Consider the following 17,797-nt stretch of genomic DNA (forward strand, 5'->3'; position numbering starts at 1 on the left):
GGCCATGGCCAAGGTTGAGCATACTTCGGATGCCCGTGTTCTGGTAGGCATCGACATTTCCAAACACCGGCACGAGGTGCTGATTGCCGTCCCCGGCAAGGCACGCCGCCGCCGGATGACCGTGCTGAACACGGCCGACGATTATCGGCGCCTGATCGACGTCCTGCGGGGTTTCGAGCAGCCGGTCACGATCGGGTTCGAGGCGACGGGGAACTACCACCGGGCCCTTATGTTCGCCCTCGGCTCTGCGGGTTTCGAACTGAAGCTGGTATCGTCCATTGCGCTGGCCCGCACGCGGGAGGCGCTCCACAACAGCTGGGACAAGAACGATCCGAAGGATGCACAGGTCATCCTGCGCATGCTGGAGATCGGTGCGGTGCAGGTCTTTCATGACCCGCTGGTTGCCGGCACCTGCGATATCCAGGAGTTGTCGAAGACCTACGAGATGGTGGCGCGCGCCAAGACCGAACTGTGGCACCGCATCCTGACCCATTACCTGCCGCTGTATTTTCCAGAGGCTGACCGGTTCCACCGCAGCTCAAGAGGTGACTGGTTCCTGGCGTTCCTCGAAGCCTTTCCGTCCCCCCACATGATCACCGCCATGGACAAGGACGCCTTCGTCGCGGCGGCATGGCCGGTGATTGGCCGCCGTGTCAGCAAGGCCGCACTCCTGGCGGATATTTACGAGACGTCAAAGACTTCCGTGGGGCTTCCAGTCGCGCGAGACTCGGATGCGATCCGAATGTTCCGCCTCGTGCTTGCCCAAGGGCGTAGTTTGATCCAGCTGCGCAATGCCATTGAGGAGCGCGCCGCCGAGCTACTGAGTGCGCATCCCGATTACAAACTCCTGCGCTCGATCCCGGGCATCGGTCCTGTCAATGCGCTCGCCGTGCTGGCCGAGGCAGGCGATCTGCGGCGTTTTCGGCATCACCGCCAATTCCTGAAGTTCTGCGGCATGGATCTGGCGACGGTGCAGTCCGGCCTGTTTCGCGGCAGGAGCAAGATCTCGAAGTATGGCAATGCCCGCCTGCGCCGCACCCTCTGGATCGCGGCGCAGGCCGCCGTGCTGAAGCCCGCCAACAGCTTCCGAGACAAGTTCGAGCGATACATCGCGCAGGACCGCCACAACCCTGATCTGCGCCGCAAGGCCTATACTGCCATCGCAGCCAAGATGGCCCGCACCATTCACGCCGTGATCAAGTCCGGCGAACCCTATCGCCCCTTCTTCGAGGGGGTGAGCCCAGGCGGAAGGACCCCTCTCTGTAGAGCCGTGGAGGCAGGTTCCTGACCTCGTAGATAATGTTCGGGCCTTTCGCTTGGGATTTAGGATCTCGTCTTGAGGACGGTGAGGGCGGCATCCAGACCGACCCTGTATTTGCTATGGAAGAGACCACTTCTTGACGGCGGAGCCCGCCTGGGCAACCATCTCCAAGGCATCCGATCGCTCGGATGCCCAGTGATCTGATGCCTCAAGCGGCAAATCTTTCCCGACATAGGACGTTGTCGCTGACGATCGTCTGGGGCTTGCCGCGGGCGTCGAACAGGGTCGCCAGTTCCCGCGCCACCCGTGCGCCAGACAACGAGGTGTCGGCGATCAGGGCGAGGCATTCGCGGGTGCAGTCATCCACAACAGTCATGATCCTGAACCGACGACCATCCGTCAGCTGATCGGACACGAAGTCCAACGACCAGCGCTGGTTTGGCATCAGCGGCAGCACCATCGGAGCCCGTGTGCCGATGGCCCGCTTGCGCCCGCCGCGGCGGCGGACATGCAGCCGTTCCTCGCGGTAGATGCGGAACAGGCGCTTGTGGTTCACCTCGTGGCCCTCGCGGCGCAAGAACACATGCAGCCGCCTGTAGCCGAACCGGCGGCGCACCCGCGCCAGCTCCTTCAGCCGTTCCCGCAGCACAGGGTCATCCCGACGGACCACCTCATACCGCATGGTCATCCGACAACAGCCGATCACCCGGCACGCCCGCCGCTCGCTCATCCCATGGCCCTCCACAAGATGCGCAACCGCTTGCCGCTTCGCGGCGGGCGCTACCATTTTTTTCCAAGGAGATCCTTCAGCGCCGCATTATCGAGCATCGCATCGGCGAGGAGCCGCTTCAGACGCGCGTTCTCGTCCTCGAGCCCCTTCAACCGCTTCGCCTCGCTGACGTCCATGCCGCCGTACTTGGCCTTCCATTTATAAACGGTCGCATCGCTCACACCGTGCTTGCGGCACAGATCGGCGACCGAAACCCCTGACTCATGCTCTTTCAGAATGCCGATGATCTGATCTTCGGTGAACCTGCTGCGCTTCATCTCTGGTCCTTTCGATTGGGCCAGAGTCTATCTCAAAATGGATTAGGCGGAGGGGGCAACGTCAGCGGCAAAGGCCTCATTGTCGCCCTGAAGCGCAAGTGCTGTGACCCCCGATAACCGCAAAGCGCTTATCGTTTCGGATGCGACGACCCCGGCCGCTTCAAGTCCTTGAAGAAGATCGGGCTGTGGATCGGCTTGACGCCTTCTCGAAATCAGTCGGGAGAGCGCGACATCTCGGGCGGAATAACTAAGGCGGGTGACGTCAACCTGCGCCGTGCCCTGCGCTAGGCGGCGACCGTCATGATGCATCGCGGACGGGCGACATGGGTGAGAAACTGGGCGGCGAAGATCGCGCGCCGTCGTGGTGCCAAGCGCGCAATGGTTGCGCTGGCCCGGCGCATCGCTGCGATCCTGCATTGCAGGTGGAAGGACGACACCGACTTCCGCTTCGATACTCCTGTGCTTCATGTCGGCTGAAGTCACAGGTTCCAGACTAATACTTGCCTGATAGCGGCTCTTCGAGGTTTCACAGGGCGCGGTTCCGGTGATGCCAAGCTCAGAATGATGCCGATGCAAATCAAGCACGCCAATGAAATGGCACAACGAGATTGTATCGAACCAGCATCATGGTGGCGGCCATTGCGCGGACCAAGGACCGACGCATGCACCCAAGGCGATTTCAAGCGAAGGCTGCCGAACAGGAAAGCAGATCACTTGCTCAAGGGACAAGCCCGCGCCCGGCGGCACATCCTGCAGGCGCAAAACCGCTTGCCCGGGACGAACCCGTTACTGAAGTCTGGAGCCCAGCTGGTCAGGCCTATCTGAGCTCCGTCACTCCTTCTGGCAGACAGCCTCGATGTTGTTCCCGTCGGCATCCAGTATGTAGGCCGTGTAGCAATTAGCATGGTATCGGGTGCGGATACCGGGTCCGCCGTTGTCGCGTCCGCCTACCTGAATGGCGTGGTTGTGGAAATCGTCCACAGCCTTCCGAGTGACAGCTCGAAAGGCCAGATGCACCGGAGCACCTGTTTTGCGGGAACCGATCAGCCAGAGGCTCGGGTAGCCATCCCGACCGAACCCGGTGCGGGAAGCGGCGCCGTCGGTCGCCTTAACGGCAATGACCTCCTCAAGCCTGTCAGTCGGCACCGAAATCTGGCGCTGACTCACTTTTGATGACGTCGATCTTTCCCCTCAGGCTGTCGCGGTGATGCGGGCTTTCAGGATCGCTATGCCGGCGCGGCCATACATCTGGCGTTTGAGGAGTTTCAGGCGGTTGATCTGGCCCTCGGTCTGGCCGTTCGACCACGGCTGGCTCAGGGCTGCGGAAACGGCAGCTTGATCCTTCCGCAAGCCACGGGCAAAGGCGGACAGCAGGCTGTCCTCCGCCTTGGAGAGCCATGGGTCGAGGTGATCCGCGCTGCTGTTGCGCACCATGTTTTTGAAGCTCTCCGGCAGCACCCTGGCCTTCGCCAAGGCTGGCAAAGAGGCTTCGATCTGCGCCACCAGAACGGCATCCGCCTTGCTCAGGTGGTCACGTCCAACGGTCAGAAGGCGTGCGATCCGTCGCGCTGGTGGCGATTTCCCGACACCGGGCGGTAAAGCCCGTTCGGCGCGGCGCTGGCGGGTTGCCCACTCCCCCACGACCCTGAGGCTGCCGCGGAATCCATCGCCCCTCAGCCGCCGCCACAACTCGGCACCGTTGCGGCAGCCGCCTGACCATTCGGTTTGCAGCCGCGCGAACCAGGGCGTCAGGCTGCTGTCCCGGATGCGAAATACGTCTTCACGCTCGCCGCGCAGGATCTGGCGGACAAGCTTGCGGCTCAGCCCGGTTCGGCGGACGATCTGCTTGATCGGAAGGCCCTCCTTGGCCATGTGGCGCACCATCTCGTTGGTCTGCTGCCTCCGCCGGAACCCCTCGTATTGCAACCTTTCCGCCGCCGTCAGCAGGCTGGGATCCAGCTTGGTGATGCCGATCGCCTTGCGGATCGCGGGCATGTTGCTCTGGACCGCCGACAGGAAGGCCGCGCTGGCATTCTCCAGCAGGTGCCAGCGATCGGCGACCTGAACGGCTTCCGGCAAGGCCTTGCTGATGGCGCCGCCATAGCCGCCGTTGCGGTCGCGGGCGACCACCTCGACCTGCGGATGGGCGCGCAGCCAGGCTTCGACCGTGGCTGGCTCGCGATCCGGCAGCAGATCGATCACGCGGCGGCGCTCCAGATCGCAAACCAGCGTGCCGTAGCGCTGGCCCTTCCGCCAGGCCCAGTCGTCGATGCCGATGATCCGTGCTTCAGCCCCGCCGCAGCCAGCGCCCTGAGAAAGGCTTCGCAGGAACGTATCCTTGCTCACGGACAGCAAGAGCCGCCGCCCGAGCGCCTGCGCGGCACGTCCGCCCAAGGCAAGCGCAAGGTGGCGGATCAAGCCTTGCAAGCGGGCCGTTCGCCGCCAGTAGGGGTGGGTCAGGCCGGGATCCAGCCGCTCGGCAAAGATCGTGCGGCAGCACTTGCCAGAACCGCAGCGAAATCGCCTGACCTGGACCACCAGGTGCACGTCAAGGCCGTGCGCCGGCAGATCGGCAAGGCGGCGGCGATACCGGCTGTGAACCCGTCTGGACCGTGCTCCACACTTGGGACACGCCGCCCAACCTTTTGCAGCCCTGGCAGAAATCTCGATCTGTCCACGGTCGAAACCCAGATGATCGATCACCAACCCGTCGGGCAGAAGCTTCTTCATGTTCAGGCGCGGCACCATAACCTCTCCTCATAAAATCATGCAGAGCAGGTAGGAACGGCAGGCCCAGGCCGTCATCAAAAGTGAGTCAGAGCCAATTTTGCACGCCTAATCACATCTGAGATCTGGTCCGCCGGCACAGCTCGACTGATCAGATACCCCTGGACCTCATTGCACCGGGTCTGGAGCCAGTCGAACTGCTCTCGGGTCTCAACTCCCTCCGCGGTGACCCGGATCGACAAGGCATGGGCCATGCTGCAAATCGCAGAAACGATGGCCCGACTGGACTCGCTGTCTGGCAGTCCGGTGATGAAGGAGCGGTCGATCTTCAGCTTGGTGAAGGGGAACTTCTGAAGGTAGCTGAGCGCGGAGTAGCCGGTGCCAAAATCATCCAAAGCAACACGAATGCCCATCTCCCTGAGCCGCGCAATGATCTCGATATTGGCTCCGCTGTCGTCCAGCAGCGCGGCCTCCGTGACCTCCAGCTCGAGCCGGTCCGGCCTCAGGCCGGTCTCCTCCAGAACCCGAGCGACCATCGCCGTCAGTTCAAGGTCCCTGAACTGACGGGTCGAAAGGTTCACCGAAACGCGGGCGTTGGTAGGCCACTCCACTGCCTCCGCGCAGGCGTTTCGCAGCACCCAGGCCCCGATCTGGTGGATCAGCCCGGTCTCCTCCGCGATCGGAATGAAGATCTCCGGCGACACCGGCCCCCGGACCGGATGGGTCCAGCGCAACAGTGCCTCAAAGCCGCAGATGCGGTGTGAAGCCAGATCATAAAGCGGCTGATAATGGACCGCGAACTCGTCGTTTGCCAAAGCCGCGGTGAGGTCCGCAACGAGAACCGTGCGCTCTTTGAGCCTGATTTCCATGGCGCTGTCGAAGAACCGATAGGTGCCCCGGTTGTCCCGCTTGGCCTCGTATAACGCGATGTCCGCTGTGCGGACCATCTCGGCCCGGTCCGCCTCATCGTCCATCGCGATCCCCATGCTGGCGGTTACCCGGACGGTCTGGTTTGGAAGCGCGATCGGCTCGCTGATCCGTGCCAGAACCGCTTCTGCGATCGCGCCCAGGGCAGCCCGGTCTTGCAGCCCAAACACCAGCATGGCGAACTCGTCCCCGCCCAGCCGGGCCGCCAGGTCGCCTGGGCGGGCCAATTGCTGCAACCGCCTGCCCACCTCGACGAGCAGAGCGTCCCCAAACGGGTGGCCGAGCGTGTCGTTCATGTCCTTGAAGTGATCGAGGTCGATCAGCATCACCGCCACCGGCGCCTCCGCGGAGACGCAGCGCTGTAGGTGTTCGCTGAACTTCATCCGGTTTGCCAGGCCGGTCATTGGGTCGTGATGCGCAAGATGTGCCATTCTTTCCCGCGCGGTGCGCCGCTCCGTCACGTCGCGGAAGAAGATCGAGAGCCCCCCATTTGACGGGTATCCATTGATCGATAGCCATCGGTCCGGATTGGTGAGACGAGCCTCATGTTCGAGCACCTTCTGCTCATAAAGGGCGGACCGAAAGCGGTCTTGGATGCCGGGGAAATGCTCTTCCGGAAAGACGTCCGGGAGCGCCGCGCCGAGGCCAGGGGCGCCGATCCCTTCGACAACGGACACCGCGTTCTCGTTGAAATACTCAACCAGCAAACTGCGGTCGAAGACAACCACCGCGTCGCTGGTGCTTTCCAAGACCGCCGCCAGCCGACGGCGACCTTGCGAAACCTCATCCCGGCTGCGGTCCGCCTCTTGGCGGAGCGCCTCGTGCGACCTGATGATCGCGCGCTCGCGGAGTGCCGCAGCGGCCGCGAACATCAGTCCCAGGATCGAGGAGAACACGACGTATTCCCAACTTTCACCGAATGCTCCGGACAGACTGCCCGCCAGCATGAATATTGCGATAACGATGCCCGGAAGTGTCGCCTGAGCAATCCCGGCGTCGGTGCGCCGTCGTGGTCCGGATTGGGTCAGATCGGATCGCCGGATGAGCGCCAGGTGTTCGGCCGCAGCCCATGCAACAAGTCCATTGGTGCTAAGCCAGAGCATCTGGGTCGCTCCGCCGGACTCGTAAGTGCCGCTCATGATCGCCCGGACATACCGGAAATCCGCGGCCGCCTCCGCGGCGATGCCGAGGACGAGAAGCAGCAGGGGAAATGATCGGTTGCCGTGGTCGTAAAAGACCAGCGAGAGCGCCCCGAAGGCCAGCACGCTGAACCAGAGGGCCGGGTAGAGGAACGCCACCGCGGTTTGCGCAGGCCCCAAGACGGAATGCTTGATATCGAAGTGCAGCAGAAACAGGCAGGCAACAAAGAGCGCACAGTAGATCAGCAAGAAGTTGTAAATCTGCACGGAGGTGATCGGAAGGCTGCGGCTGGAATATTTAGACATCCCGAAGGCAAAACACCCGCCCATCGCGAAAAAGGCCGCCTCGGCAAACGAAGGAAATTCCGCGGTCTTGTCGGCAAGCGCATCGGCCACGAAAATGAAATTGGCCCCGACATAGAGCGCGGAACCCGCGGCAAAGCTGAACCAGACCACTCGGTCACCCGCCTCACTTCGCAGCGCGGCTATGAGGCAAAGCAGAGCCGCAACGAGTGGCCAAGCCAGGTTTGCAACGGCGGACCACGTCTGGATATCCTGCGTCGACAACCGGAGGAGCGCCGGAGCAAACCAGAACGCGGTCAAAGCGGCCAGAAGGCACGCGAGCCCGAACAGTCGCCGCGTGGGTTCATTCAGCATTGTGTGGTATTGCTCGTATGATGGCGGCCGCACACAATGCGGCGTGGGCACAACCGAAGTCAATCGCCGCAGGTCAGAATGTATCCTTATGGTTGAGCATGTGGCCGCATCGGCGCAAACCCGCCTTTTGTGATCCGGTTCGGCTCCTGCCCCCAGACGCAGAGAAGGGCCTTAGCATCGCGATGATCCATACCAACCGTAGCTGTCCCCGGGTCGGCGCGGTCGGTCGCCCGGCGGCGGTCACGTGAGTGGCGCGTTGTGCAACGCCAGCAGACCCCCCGATCAAGACGACCGCAGCCTGAACGGTCCTACCCGTCGAGGATCGCCCCTGTGCTGGTCCGCGACGGGCTCACCGGTCCGATTGCTAGATAGCCTCCGGCAGTCGCAGAGCCTCGGCCTGAAGAGCTGCTAGGCTCTCGTTGCGGCGGGCCAGCGTCTCGTGCCATTCCTGCGCCTCACGATCCTTGAAGAACGAGGCGTCCGGCGCCAGGCGCGCCACGGCTTCTTCCACCTCATCGAGGCTGACCCGGAAGAATTCCTTCCGGAAGTTCTGAAGGTTAATCCGGCGGTCGGCGAATTCGCTGTGCAAGGCGTATTCAAGTGTGGGCGCGGCATCGGAATAGATCATGGCGTGTGTGTCAAACAGGAACGGGACGCTGGCATCACCGAGCTCGCGCACCCGATCGTCGGGATCAAGCCGGCGGGTGAGCCCGATCTTTACGACGTTCTCGCCAAAGGAGCCGATGTTCGAGATGATGTAGACGTAGCCGGACTTCGTCATCTCGGCCATTGCTTGGGCCCTTTCGCTCACGCCGTGGGCCGCCGCAAGATCTGCCTCGAGCTTCGCGATGCGCTGCTGGAGAGCCGTGCTGCCACCGTCGGCGCCGGCCTCCTTTCGGGCTTGAGCGAGTAGCGTCTCGTATTTCTCCTCCTCCCGCCGGGCAGCCTCTGCTTCCTTCAGAAGCTTCTGCTCTTCGCGGGACAGTCGGTTGGCTTCGGCGCGTTCATCCTTCTCCTGCTTGATCTTCTCGCGATACTCGTGGGTGAGCCGCAACTCCTCGATCTTCAAAGCGATGAAAGCCGGATTGAGCCGCATGTTCATGGACGTATTTGAATCGTCGATCGCCTTTGCAGAGGCCTGGATCCGCTTCTCCATGGCATTGACGTTGTTCCAGCGGACGTTTGCAATCGCCGCCTCGCACTCGTTGTTGAAGGCCCGCATCGTCAGTCGCATCTGGCGATTGATCATCGTCTGACCCTTGCTGACGCTGCCTTCGACGGTCCAGCTCGTGTTGCTGCTGACTGCCGCCTTGGCCGTCACCATGGCCTTCTGCCTGTCGCGGATCTGGACGATCCTCTCCTTGTATTGCTCGCTGTCGCTGAACTCGAAGTGAGGCTCATAGATGCCGAGCTCGGCGAAGGACAGGCGCTCGTCATAAAGGGCCATCTGCGCTTCCAGCCTGTCGAAGACGACCTTCTTGTCCTTGTAGCCTCGCCGAAGGGCCTCGATGTCATTCGCCAGCTTGGCGGAGGTTTGCGAGAGATCTGCCACCTTCTCCTCGGCAACTCTGATGATTTCTTCTGCAGATGCTAACGCGCAATCCGTGATGCGCTTTGCTTCCTCATCGGCATTGAGCACTGCGCCGTATTTGGTCTCGATCTGCTGGCGTCGCTCGATGGCTGCCTGCGTCAGGGCACGCGCCTCAGCCAGCTCTGCCGCGGTGGCGTCGTGCGCTGCAGCCATACGCTTTGCCAGCCGCCTTCCCCGGAGCGCCTGTGCCCCCGTGATTACGAGGAGGAGGACTATAAGACCAGCACCGGCGGCGAGAACCTGGATGTCCGTCAGTGGCAGATTGTTCAGGCGTTCCAAGATTTTCCCCCTCAGGATATGAGAGAGCACGATTGCCCGCGCAGCCTTGTGTGGCAATCTTAAACGTCTGTGGCATAAAGCCAGCGTCGCTTAGTCCTAACGCTGTCCGCCATCGTTGTGCTGCGTGCCCCATTCGGCATACAGGGGTATTCTGCGCAACCTCCGCGTTGAGGTCCGGAGCCCGCTCCTCCCACCAGACCGGGCCCCGCTCACCCGAGACCACCTTGGCCACATCGACTGCGCAGTGACCCCCATCCTACCCGCTGCGTCTCCGGAAGCCCGGGTCATCCTGACGGCGCGTCGAGCGTTCATGAGATCCGGGATGCCAGGGCGCTGACGGTGGCGCTGTTCATGTCGATCATCTTCACCTTCGGCTTCAGCGAGGAGCCGAACGAGGTTGGCCAGAGGATCGGGCACATCGGCGAAAGACGCACCCTAGGCTATGCCGCGCATGGCGCGGCGGGTACCCTTACACCTGCGGCTGACGCTCTCGAAGCCAGTCATCCGCTGGCCGCGACGGTGCTGCGCCGCGCCATGATCCAGGGCACCCTCGACGGAGCGAAGTCCAAGCGCTACGCCCACGCAGCCCGCCACCCTGCGGAATGTCAGTCATGCGATCCGGCCATAAAGGATCATGGCGACTTACCCTCGCACCAACAGTTCCTTGCCGCCCTCCGGCAGAAACACGGCCGCAAACACGGGTTCTGGCAACTTGTTGATGGGTGATGCCAGCCCGTTTCTGTCAGTCAGCCCTCCGCTATTTCGCTGGCCGACTCCTTCGAAGCTCCCGCTGGGATAGGCCGTTGAGGCATCCTCCCCGGCTGTTGGATAGCTTGATGCTGGCCGCTACGGCCCTAGGCAAGCAAGGCCAGCCCGCCATGACGGCTGATCTCCTGCTCGATCGCGGCAATCAGGCTGTTGAGCCCCGGGTTGCGTGGCCTGCGCGCGCGGCGGATGACATAGGCAAGGCCCGGCGGCTTGGGCAGGCGATCCTGCAGGATCTGCATTGTGGGGCGCAGATGGCGGTCGCTGAGCAGCGCCACCCCGAGCCCGGCGTCGACGGCCGCAACGATGCCTGAGGCGCTGGAGCATTCGAACACCGTCTCGAGCAGATCGCCGACATCCTGGCCGATATCCAGCGCCCAGCGGCGATAAAAACACTCATCGTCGAAGGAGAGGAAGGGAATTGGGCCAGTCCCCGGTAGCGCCAGCACGGCGGACTTCACCCAGTGCAACCCTTCGCGAAGTAGGACGATATCGGTGGGGCGCACCTCATGGGCGAAGACCTGGATGATGGCGGCGTCCAGCTCGCCCCGGTCCAGCATGGCGCGGAGCACCAGGCTCATCCGCACGCGCGTGCGCACGGCGACATTGGGATGCAGGCGACGGAAGCGGCCGAGGATGCGCGCCAGATCCGAGCAGGTGGTATCCTCCGTCAGACCCAGCATGATCCGCCCTGTCAGGTCCGTCTTAGTCAGGCTCATCAGCGCCTCGTCATGCAGGCCGAGGATACGGCCGCCATATTCCAGCAGCTCCTCGCCCGCTGCGGTGAACATCGGCGCGCCGGGGCGGCGGTTCAGCAGCTCGCAGTCGAGGCTGGTCTCCAGCCGCCTGATTTTGTGGCTGACGGCGGATTGCGTCAGGCCGAGCATCTCGGCCGCGCGGGTCACGCCGCCATGCTGTCGCACTGCGCGCAAAGCCCGGAGCGCATCGATGTCCAGACGGCGGGCGACAAGATCAGACATGACGAAATCCGTTTGTGGAGAGACGTGCTGTTCTGAACATGGCACTCCAAGGCGGCAATGACTACAGACACGGATGAAACGTCATAAATTCATCGAAATTTGTCATGTGCTGCGCCGACTGCAATCCGCTAGGCGGCAGGGGTCTTCTTTCAACAAGGCCGGTAATGACCCAGCTTTCCACTCCGCAAATCAAGCAGACCCGCCATCCGTTGCTCTGGCCAGCCCTGGCCACCCTGCTGGTGATCTGCTGGAGCTCCGGCTTTGTCGGCATCCGCTACGCCAGCGAAGAGGCAAGCGTCCTCCTGCTGCTGTTTTGGCGCACCTTGCTCTCGGGGCTGATCCTTCTGCCCTTCGCCCTCGCCTTCGGACCCAGGCTGAAGCTGCGCGCAGTGATGGCGCAGATGGGCTTCGGGGTGCTGGCCGTCTTCCTCTATCTGGGCGGCTTCGCGATCGCGATCGAGCAGAGGGTGCCCACGGGGCTCGTTGCATTGATGAGCGACCTCGTGCCGTTGGCGATCGCTGTCCTGTCGCAGCCTCTACTTGGGGAGCGCCTGAGCGCGCGGCAATGGCTGGGGAGCGCCATCGCAACGGGGGGCGTGCTGATCGTCTCCTTCGATAGCATGGGTTTCGGCACGGCCCCTCTCTGGGCCTACGGAATGACCATGGGCTCCATGCTGGTCTTTGCGCTGGCCTCGGTCCTGCGGCGCGGCAAGAAGATCTTTGACATGCCGGTGCATCAGAGCATCTGCATCCATTCGCTGACCGGCGCGGCGCTGTTCGGCATCTGCGCCCTACTGCAGGGAGACGGGCTTCATCCGCCGATGACCCGGAACTTCGCCATCGGCATGGTCTGGCTAGTCCTGATCGCAACCTTTGGGGCCTATTCCGTCTACTATACCAGCTTGAGGCTCTTCCCTGCGGCCAAGGTAAGCGCCGCAATCTACCTGTCGCCGCCGGTCACCATGATCTGGGCCTGGTTCCTCTTCTCGGAGCCGCTCACTCTCGCCATGTTCCTGGGGCTCTCGGTGACGCTGATCGGGGTTTGGTTGACATCGAGGGAGAGGTGACGGGGACGGCCCTGAGCGGCCGATCGGTCCTCCCTGCGCCGACGTTCAAAGCGGCCAGTCGAGCGCGTCGCAGCGAGAGGCGTGCGCAGCCCACACCGGAATTCACACACAATCTGTCGCCGCGGCCCAGCCCTTGGAAGAGGTCATTCGTGCCCTCAGCGGAAGTAGGGCATGGCGGGTAGCACCGTAGTTGCTGCAAGGGCTCAGAGCCGAAGCTGTCAGCAGGAGGCGAACAATCTACCATTTACCCGGAAGAGCCATACATCTACGGTAGGTGCTGGAGAGCGACCATGGCCGAAAAAGCGCGATACACTTTCAAGATCGACGGCTTTACGCCTGAAACGATGCCATTTGGGCGTCTGATCGATTATTACGCGCAACTCAAGCAAATGCTCGGTCTTCCTGAGCATTTGCACTTGGTCGACATATTTGAGAGCAGCCATGGAACCTGCTTGGCGGTAGACGGCGAAGCACGAAAGCGTGTCGACGAACGCTTGCTCAAGATCAGAGACGGCAGCGCACCGAAGACCGCGCTTCGTGCGCGAGATCAGATCAACTTCATGCTGCAGGAAGACGGCGCGAGTGGAGAGTTCTTCGGGCCTGATAAGGGGAACGTCATCCCGTTCCCTGGCACGCGGGCGGACGAAGACGTGATTCATAGCATCTGCGACCAGGCCGTCTTCTCCGGCGAGGTATACCACATCGCTGTGTACAAGGAAGAAGTGAAGCTTCGGGTTGCCACAGACACTTTCGGCGTGGTTTTTTGTGTTGCACCGCGAAAGATGGGTAGTGAGTTGAGAGCGTTCCTTGACGAGCGTCTGCAGATAACCGGGCGCGGGACCTGGAAGCGCACAAGCGATGGTGCTTGGACGGTCAACGATGTGACGATCACTGATTACCGGCCTGTTCAGAAAAGCCTCCGAGAGACCGTCGGCACGCTGCGAGCGCTCAACATGGACTGGCCAGAAGATGTGCTGGGCGAGATTGATCGCATTGAGGAACGAGGCGGCCAGTTCCATTGATAGTAGCGGTTGATAACACCTTCCTGAGTTTACTGCTGAACCCGAAGTCCGAGCCACGTCGTGGACCGAGCGGTCAGCCAACCGAGTTTTGGAAGGAACGGGTCGATGCCATGATCGACACACACTCCGCTAACGGTGACACGATACTCGTCCCGACCCCGTGCCTGTCCGAAGTGCTGATGGCGGTGCCAAGCGTCAGCAAGGCCATTACAGTCATCAAGGAATCGACCGCAATGCAGATCGCTCCTTTCGACGCGAAGGCGGCGATCGAACTCGGGATCGAAAGTGCAAAGGCTCGGAAAGCCGGTGACAAGAAAAGCGGCAGCACAGAGGACTGGCAAAAGGTAAAGTTTGATCGTCAGATTGCGGTCATCGCCAAGACTGCCGGTGCTGAGATCTTCTACACCGACGACAGCAACCAGACGCACTTCTCCAAGCTAATCGGTCTGAGGGTTATCCACACGTGGGAACTCCCGTTGCCCAAGAAGATCGCCGAGCCGACGCTCTTCGAAGACCCAAACAGCTAGTGTTAGCCGCCTGACGGAAGGTTCCTGTAAACAAGCGCCGAGGTTTGATCCCTTTCAGCGCCGACGAGCCACCCCGTTGATTACTGCCATTTGTCCACCATGTCAGAATGTTGAAGGCTGTATTGGGGGCACTGTTGGGCGCCGATTGGGGGCAACGTCATCGCTAAGGCAAACTTGCGTCGATCCAATCGGCGATATCGCAAAAAAGCGTGTCCGCCTCGGCACTTCCTGCGGTGATCCCCCCATACGGCTGGATGTTATAATAGCCGGTCAGCGCAGCTGCACCTTTCGCGAACCCCTTTCTTCGAGAAAACACATTAAAGCTGTGTAGGTTCTCGTCACGATAGGTTCGACGCGATGCGTGATATGGGTCGCCGCCGAAGGTCGCAGGGTAGATGGCCTGCGGCGAGGAACCAAGACCAAGGTGATGCCCAAGTGCCTTGATGATGGTAACGTCATAGAGGCGCGCGACGAAGGTCCGTATCTCGTCGATGCTGCCTGAAACGCCAACATCCTTACATTCGACAGCGACACGAGGCCGACCGAAGGGCTGCCCGCCGGTCAGTCGGAGCTCGGACCCGACTTGCTGTGGTACAATAGCGAGATCAAACTCGTGGGCTGCACCACTCCGGCCCTCAAATTGTACGCCATTCCACATTTCCCAGATTTGAGAGCTTCCTAACTTTTGAAAAGCGATACAACTCGCGTTGCCAGCACCGGACGTTGCGGGAGGGATTCCCGCTGGACGGCCACCACGTTGAATGAAGTCGAGTGTAGGGTCACCCGGAAGCATCCGCTTCCCATCGGAACGTTGCAGCCAGACGTTATGGCCAAGACCATGAAGCTTCTCGGCCACCCCCGTCATCACGAATAGTTCGAAAATCCTCCCTGCTCCTTTTGCATGGCGAAGATTCGCGGCATAGCCCAAAATCGTATCGAGCGCATTTTGGACATCGACGATCATAGTGCTTGTCCTCCGCCTGTGACCTCACGAACCCAGCTCTCGAGACCAGCAAAAAGATCAATGACTGCTAATTGAGCCGCGCCCCGTGCCTCGGGACCGACGGAGATCAATTTATCGTCTTCGTGAAGGCCCACCGTCACGTTCGTTTGCCGTGCCTTTGTGCCAATGTCGTCACGGGAATTGACCAGCATGTTCAATCGTTCAGCTGATGCGTCCATCATCACAAGCACCTCCTTGAGACGATTACCGACATAGTGCGCCGCCCAGACGACCTGATCGTCTCCCTCTATGGGCCTAGTCTCAGGACTGACGGCAATCCGCTCTCTCGGTCTCTGCAAATCGCGCTCTTGGCGGGCGTGGGTACGCGCGGACGCCAGATCATCCGCCGCTTCTTCGACGACCATGCCTGCTTCGATACCTTCGATAAGTTCAAAGACGAGCCAGTCCGCCTTGGAATGTACAAGCGTCTCGAAAAGCTGGAATAGACGAGGATCCAAGTTTGCCAAGAAGCTGTCTCCCTAAGGTGTTTCGTCCTCGCGCTGTATCCTTGTTCGTATCAGAGACCCTGATTTCCATCTAGGCCGATGTGCAGGACGGTCGGGACTATCCGAGGATTTCGCTATCGCCGATTTTCAAAGATGGAAGCTGATTGACTGCGCAGCTGCCAAGACAGCTGGGTGAATGTCAGCTTTCTGAAACGCGCTCAGCCGAGCTAGGTCCGCAATCTGCGCATTTCGTCGCTTCCTGAGCGAGGCGTGAATGGCCTCTATCGCCGATTGCCGCGGGAGCGATGCTGCCACCTCACGGGCGGCTTCCCGCCCTTAGCGTCGTTTTGGGTCCGAACGACGCAGCTTAGATCCTACGGTGAGATCCCCGCCAGAAATCGCGCAAACAGCTCCCGCTGCGACGAGATGCCGAGCTTTGCATAGATGTTGCGGCGGTGGATCCGCACCGTGCCGGAGGCGATCCCCAGTTCCTGACCGGTAGCCTCAGCGGAATATCCCTTGAGGATCCAGCCGGTGATCTCGCGCTCGCGCGCCGTGAGACGGTCCAGCCCTTCCCCCCTCTGCACTGGTCCGGGAGCGGAGCGGGTCGTGAACTCCCGCGAAAGATCTGCCCACTGCCGCCGCATCAGGGCTGTCACGATGGGCGCCACCCCGGTGAGCCTGCGGAATTCCGGCGCGGAGAAGGGACTCTCCTCCCGCATCAACGAGAAGACGACATGGCAGCCGCCCGGCATTTCGGCAAAGCAGCCTACTTCTTCAGCGATCTCTGTCCGCATATAGTAGCTGCGGAAATATTCACCCTGATAGAAACGGTCCGGCGCGAGGCTCTTGAGCCGGTGAAAGCCTGGAGCCACCGGGCGGATCGCTCCCTGGCAGAAGGGATCCAGTAGATACGGCCCCTCCAGATAGTCAGTCACGAAGACTTTGCGGCGATGGATGGGAAAGTCGTCAAAAAGATCAATGGGTTTCGCCTCGCCGTGATAGCCGAAGACCACGGTGAACGTATAGGGCACGACCGAGTGCAGCCAAGTGGCGAGGGTCGGGCAGAACCCCTCAGTGCCAATCGCATCGATAGTCGCACCGACCAAAGCAGAGGGAAAGGAGTCTCGCTTGACCGAGGAAGACATGGGCCGATCTATGCCTTTTGTGATATATACAGCTTCAGACGCGTTTTCTACGCTTTGGCTGGATCCATGCAATAGATGATCGGGCAGAGCATGCAGAGTCAACCGATTGCCGAGCTCAGGAACGTGACCAAGCGCTATGGCAAGGTTACGGCAGCAACCGACCTGACCCTGGCCATCGGAGCGGGGGAGTTCCTGTCCTTCCTCGGCCCCTCAGGCTGCGGCAAGACAACCGCCCTGCGCTTGCTCGCAGGTTTCGAACAGGCCACCGAGGGCAAGGTGCTGATCGACGGCCGCGACGCCACGGCCCTGCCGGCCTGGCAGCGCCCGGTGAACATGGTGTTCCAGCAATATGCCCTGTTTCCACATCTGACTGTGGCGCAGAATGTGGGCTACGGCTTGAACCAGCGGCGTCCGAAACCGCAGAGAGCCGAGGTCGCCGCAGCGGTGGACGAGGCGCTCGCCATGGTGCGGCTCTCCGGCTTTGGCCAGCGGCGCACCTGGGAGTTGTCAGGCGGCCAGCAGCAGAGGGTCGCGCTGGCCCGCGCCATCGTCAACAAGCCGAAGATCCTTCTCCTCGACGAGCCGATGGCCGCGCTGGACAAAAAGCTGCGCCACGACATGCAAATCGAGCTCAAGTCCCTGCAACGCGAGCTTGGCATCACATTCGTCCTCGTCACCCATGATCAGGAAGAGGCCCTGTCGATGTCGGACCGCATCGTGATCATGGACCATGGTCGTATTGCCCAGATCGGCGGTCCCGAAGAGCTGTATGACCGGCCGCAGAGTCGCTACGTGGCCGATTTCGTCGGTCGCTCCAACTTCATCAGTGCGACGACCAGAGGCCGCGAGAACGCCATCCTCCTTGCCGAAGCCGAGGGGCTAACCTTCCGCGCCCGGGGCGGGGATGGCATCCCTGTCGGCAGCCCGATCACGCTGTCGCTGCGGCCTGAAGAGATCCGTCTTGCCGGAAGCGGCAGCGGCCACCGCATGGCCGTGACGAATCGGATCTTCCTTGGCGAGCACACCGAATACCACCTGACCTCCGGAGCCATCCCGCATCTGATCGCCGTTGTCCCGCGCACCGCCGAAGCCGGGTCAGCCCTGCTGGCCCCGGGGGCCGAGGTCATCGCCTCCTGGCGAGAGGGCGCTGCCTTGGCGCTCGAAAACGACTGACGTCAACGACCGGGCGGGCAAGGTCCCGGCATCACTTC

General features: G+C 61.7%; 14 protein-coding genes and 2 pseudogenes. 7 read left to right on the top strand and 9 right to left on the bottom strand.

Annotated elements, in window-relative coordinates; all coding sequences use genetic code 11:
• Positions 1-4: 4 nt before the first annotated feature.
• On the top strand, positions 5-1,288 hold the full coding sequence (locus AC3A5Z_RS22895) for an IS110 family RNA-guided transposase (RefSeq protein WP_487521585.1): 1,284 nt from the start codon (positions 5-7) through the stop codon (positions 1,286-1,288).
• 211 nt (positions 1,289-1,499) lie between these two features.
• Here AC3A5Z_RS22895 and AC3A5Z_RS22900 read toward each other — a convergent pair.
• Positions 1,500-2,308 (bottom strand): annotated as a pseudogene (locus AC3A5Z_RS22900) (IS3 family transposase); the annotation flags it as partial.
• Between the two features lie 129 nt (positions 2,309-2,437).
• Here AC3A5Z_RS22900 and AC3A5Z_RS22905 point away from each other — a divergent pair.
• Positions 2,438-2,785 (top strand): annotated as a pseudogene (locus AC3A5Z_RS22905) (transposase); the annotation flags it as partial.
• 354 nt (positions 2,786-3,139) lie between these two features.
• On the opposite strand, the gene AC3A5Z_RS22910 reads toward AC3A5Z_RS22905, so the two are convergent.
• From AC3A5Z_RS22910 to AC3A5Z_RS22925, 4 genes are all read right to left on the bottom strand, one after another.
• Positions 3,140-3,475: a VOC family protein gene (locus AC3A5Z_RS22910; RefSeq protein ID WP_487521586.1), complete on the bottom strand. Its 336-nt coding sequence runs from the start codon at positions 3,473-3,475 to the stop codon at positions 3,140-3,142.
• 24 nt (positions 3,476-3,499) lie between these two features.
• Positions 3,500-5,056 carry an ISL3 family transposase gene (locus AC3A5Z_RS22915; RefSeq protein ID WP_487521587.1) on the bottom strand — a complete coding sequence of 519 codons (1,557 nt, stop codon included), beginning with the start codon at positions 5,054-5,056 and terminating at the stop codon, positions 3,500-3,502.
• 56 nt (positions 5,057-5,112) lie between these two features.
• Positions 5,113-7,758 carry a putative bifunctional diguanylate cyclase/phosphodiesterase gene (locus AC3A5Z_RS22920; RefSeq protein ID WP_487521588.1) on the bottom strand — a complete coding sequence of 882 codons (2,646 nt, stop codon included), beginning with the start codon at positions 7,756-7,758 and terminating at the stop codon, positions 5,113-5,115.
• A gap of 364 nt (positions 7,759-8,122) precedes the next feature.
• Positions 8,123-9,628, bottom strand: coding sequence for an SNIPE associated domain-containing protein (locus AC3A5Z_RS22925; RefSeq protein ID WP_487521589.1), 1,506 nt, complete (start codon positions 9,626-9,628; stop codon positions 8,123-8,125).
• A 351-nt stretch (positions 9,629-9,979) separates the two neighbouring features.
• On the opposite strand from AC3A5Z_RS22925, the gene AC3A5Z_RS22930 reads away from it, so the two are divergent.
• Complete coding sequence (locus AC3A5Z_RS22930; protein WP_487521590.1) at positions 9,980-10,354, top strand: DUF6880 family protein; 375 nt, start codon at positions 9,980-9,982, stop codon at positions 10,352-10,354.
• A gap of 128 nt (positions 10,355-10,482) precedes the next feature.
• Here AC3A5Z_RS22930 and AC3A5Z_RS22935 read toward each other — a convergent pair whose 3' ends face one another.
• Positions 10,483-11,373, bottom strand: a complete 891-nt coding sequence (locus AC3A5Z_RS22935) for a LysR family transcriptional regulator (RefSeq protein ID WP_487521591.1) — start codon at positions 11,371-11,373, stop codon at positions 10,483-10,485.
• A 164-nt stretch (positions 11,374-11,537) separates the two neighbouring features.
• Between AC3A5Z_RS22935 and AC3A5Z_RS22940 the strand changes: the two genes are divergently transcribed.
• From AC3A5Z_RS22940 to AC3A5Z_RS22950, 3 genes are all read left to right on the top strand, one after another.
• The gene (locus tag AC3A5Z_RS22940) at positions 11,538-12,440 is read left to right on the top strand and encodes a DMT family transporter (protein WP_487521592.1); all 903 of its coding nucleotides are present in this window, start codon (positions 11,538-11,540) and stop codon (positions 12,438-12,440) included.
• 290 nt (positions 12,441-12,730) lie between these two features.
• Entirely contained in the window at positions 12,731-13,462 is a 732-nt protein-coding gene (locus AC3A5Z_RS22945) for a hypothetical protein (RefSeq protein WP_487521593.1), read from the top strand.
• Between the two features lie 110 nt (positions 13,463-13,572).
• A complete protein-coding gene (locus AC3A5Z_RS22950; RefSeq protein ID WP_487521594.1) occupies positions 13,573-13,989 on the top strand; it encodes a type II toxin-antitoxin system VapC family toxin in 417 nt (138 codons plus the stop codon).
• A 163-nt stretch (positions 13,990-14,152) separates the two neighbouring features.
• Here the strand turns inward: AC3A5Z_RS22950 and AC3A5Z_RS22955 are convergent, their stop codons facing one another.
• The 3 genes from AC3A5Z_RS22955 to AC3A5Z_RS22965 form a co-directional block, all read right to left on the bottom strand.
• Positions 14,153-14,953, bottom strand: coding sequence for a hypothetical protein (locus AC3A5Z_RS22955; protein ID WP_487521595.1), 801 nt, complete (start codon positions 14,951-14,953; stop codon positions 14,153-14,155).
• Positions 14,950-15,459 carry a hypothetical protein gene (locus tag AC3A5Z_RS22960; protein ID WP_487521596.1) on the bottom strand — a complete coding sequence of 170 codons (510 nt, stop codon included), beginning with the start codon at positions 15,457-15,459 and terminating at the stop codon, positions 14,950-14,952. Before AC3A5Z_RS22960 ends, AC3A5Z_RS22955 begins: the two co-directional genes overlap by 4 nt.
• 353 nt (positions 15,460-15,812) lie before the next feature.
• Positions 15,813-16,586, bottom strand: a complete 774-nt coding sequence (locus tag AC3A5Z_RS22965) for a helix-turn-helix transcriptional regulator (protein ID WP_487521597.1) — start codon at positions 16,584-16,586, stop codon at positions 15,813-15,815.
• A gap of 90 nt (positions 16,587-16,676) precedes the next feature.
• Here AC3A5Z_RS22965 and AC3A5Z_RS22970 point away from each other — a divergent pair, with 90 nt between their 5' ends.
• A complete protein-coding gene (locus AC3A5Z_RS22970) occupies positions 16,677-17,759 on the top strand; it encodes an ABC transporter ATP-binding protein (RefSeq protein WP_487521615.1) in 1,083 nt (360 codons plus the stop codon).
• The last annotated feature ends 38 nt before the right edge of the window (positions 17,760-17,797 follow it).

It is taken from the genome of Cereibacter sp. Soil_C_27, from assembly GCF_057657095.1.

Coding starts and splice junctions, on each gene's coding strand:
- AC3A5Z_RS22895 (WP_487521585.1), top strand. CDS start 5: ATGGCCAAGGTTGAGCATACTTCGGATGCCCGTGTTCTGGTAGGCATC.
- AC3A5Z_RS22915 (WP_487521587.1), bottom strand. CDS start 5,056: ATGGTGCCGCGCCTGAACATGAAGAAGCTTCTGCCCGACGGGTTGGTG.
- AC3A5Z_RS22920 (WP_487521588.1), bottom strand. CDS start 7,758: ATGCTGAATGAACCCACGCGGCGACTGTTCGGGCTCGCGTGCCTTCTG.
- AC3A5Z_RS22930 (WP_487521590.1), top strand. CDS start 9,980: ATGTCGATCATCTTCACCTTCGGCTTCAGCGAGGAGCCGAACGAGGTT.
- AC3A5Z_RS22935 (WP_487521591.1), bottom strand. CDS start 11,373: ATGTCTGATCTTGTCGCCCGCCGTCTGGACATCGATGCGCTCCGGGCT.
- AC3A5Z_RS22940 (WP_487521592.1), top strand. CDS start 11,538: ATGACCCAGCTTTCCACTCCGCAAATCAAGCAGACCCGCCATCCGTTG.
- AC3A5Z_RS22945 (WP_487521593.1), top strand. CDS start 12,731: ATGGCCGAAAAAGCGCGATACACTTTCAAGATCGACGGCTTTACGCCT.
- AC3A5Z_RS22950 (WP_487521594.1), top strand. CDS start 13,573: ATGATCGACACACACTCCGCTAACGGTGACACGATACTCGTCCCGACC.
- AC3A5Z_RS22955 (WP_487521595.1), bottom strand. CDS start 14,953: ATGATCGTCGATGTCCAAAATGCGCTCGATACGATTTTGGGCTATGCC.
- AC3A5Z_RS22965 (WP_487521597.1), bottom strand. CDS start 16,586: ATGTCTTCCTCGGTCAAGCGAGACTCCTTTCCCTCTGCTTTGGTCGGT.
- AC3A5Z_RS22970 (WP_487521615.1), top strand. CDS start 16,677: ATGCAGAGTCAACCGATTGCCGAGCTCAGGAACGTGACCAAGCGCTAT.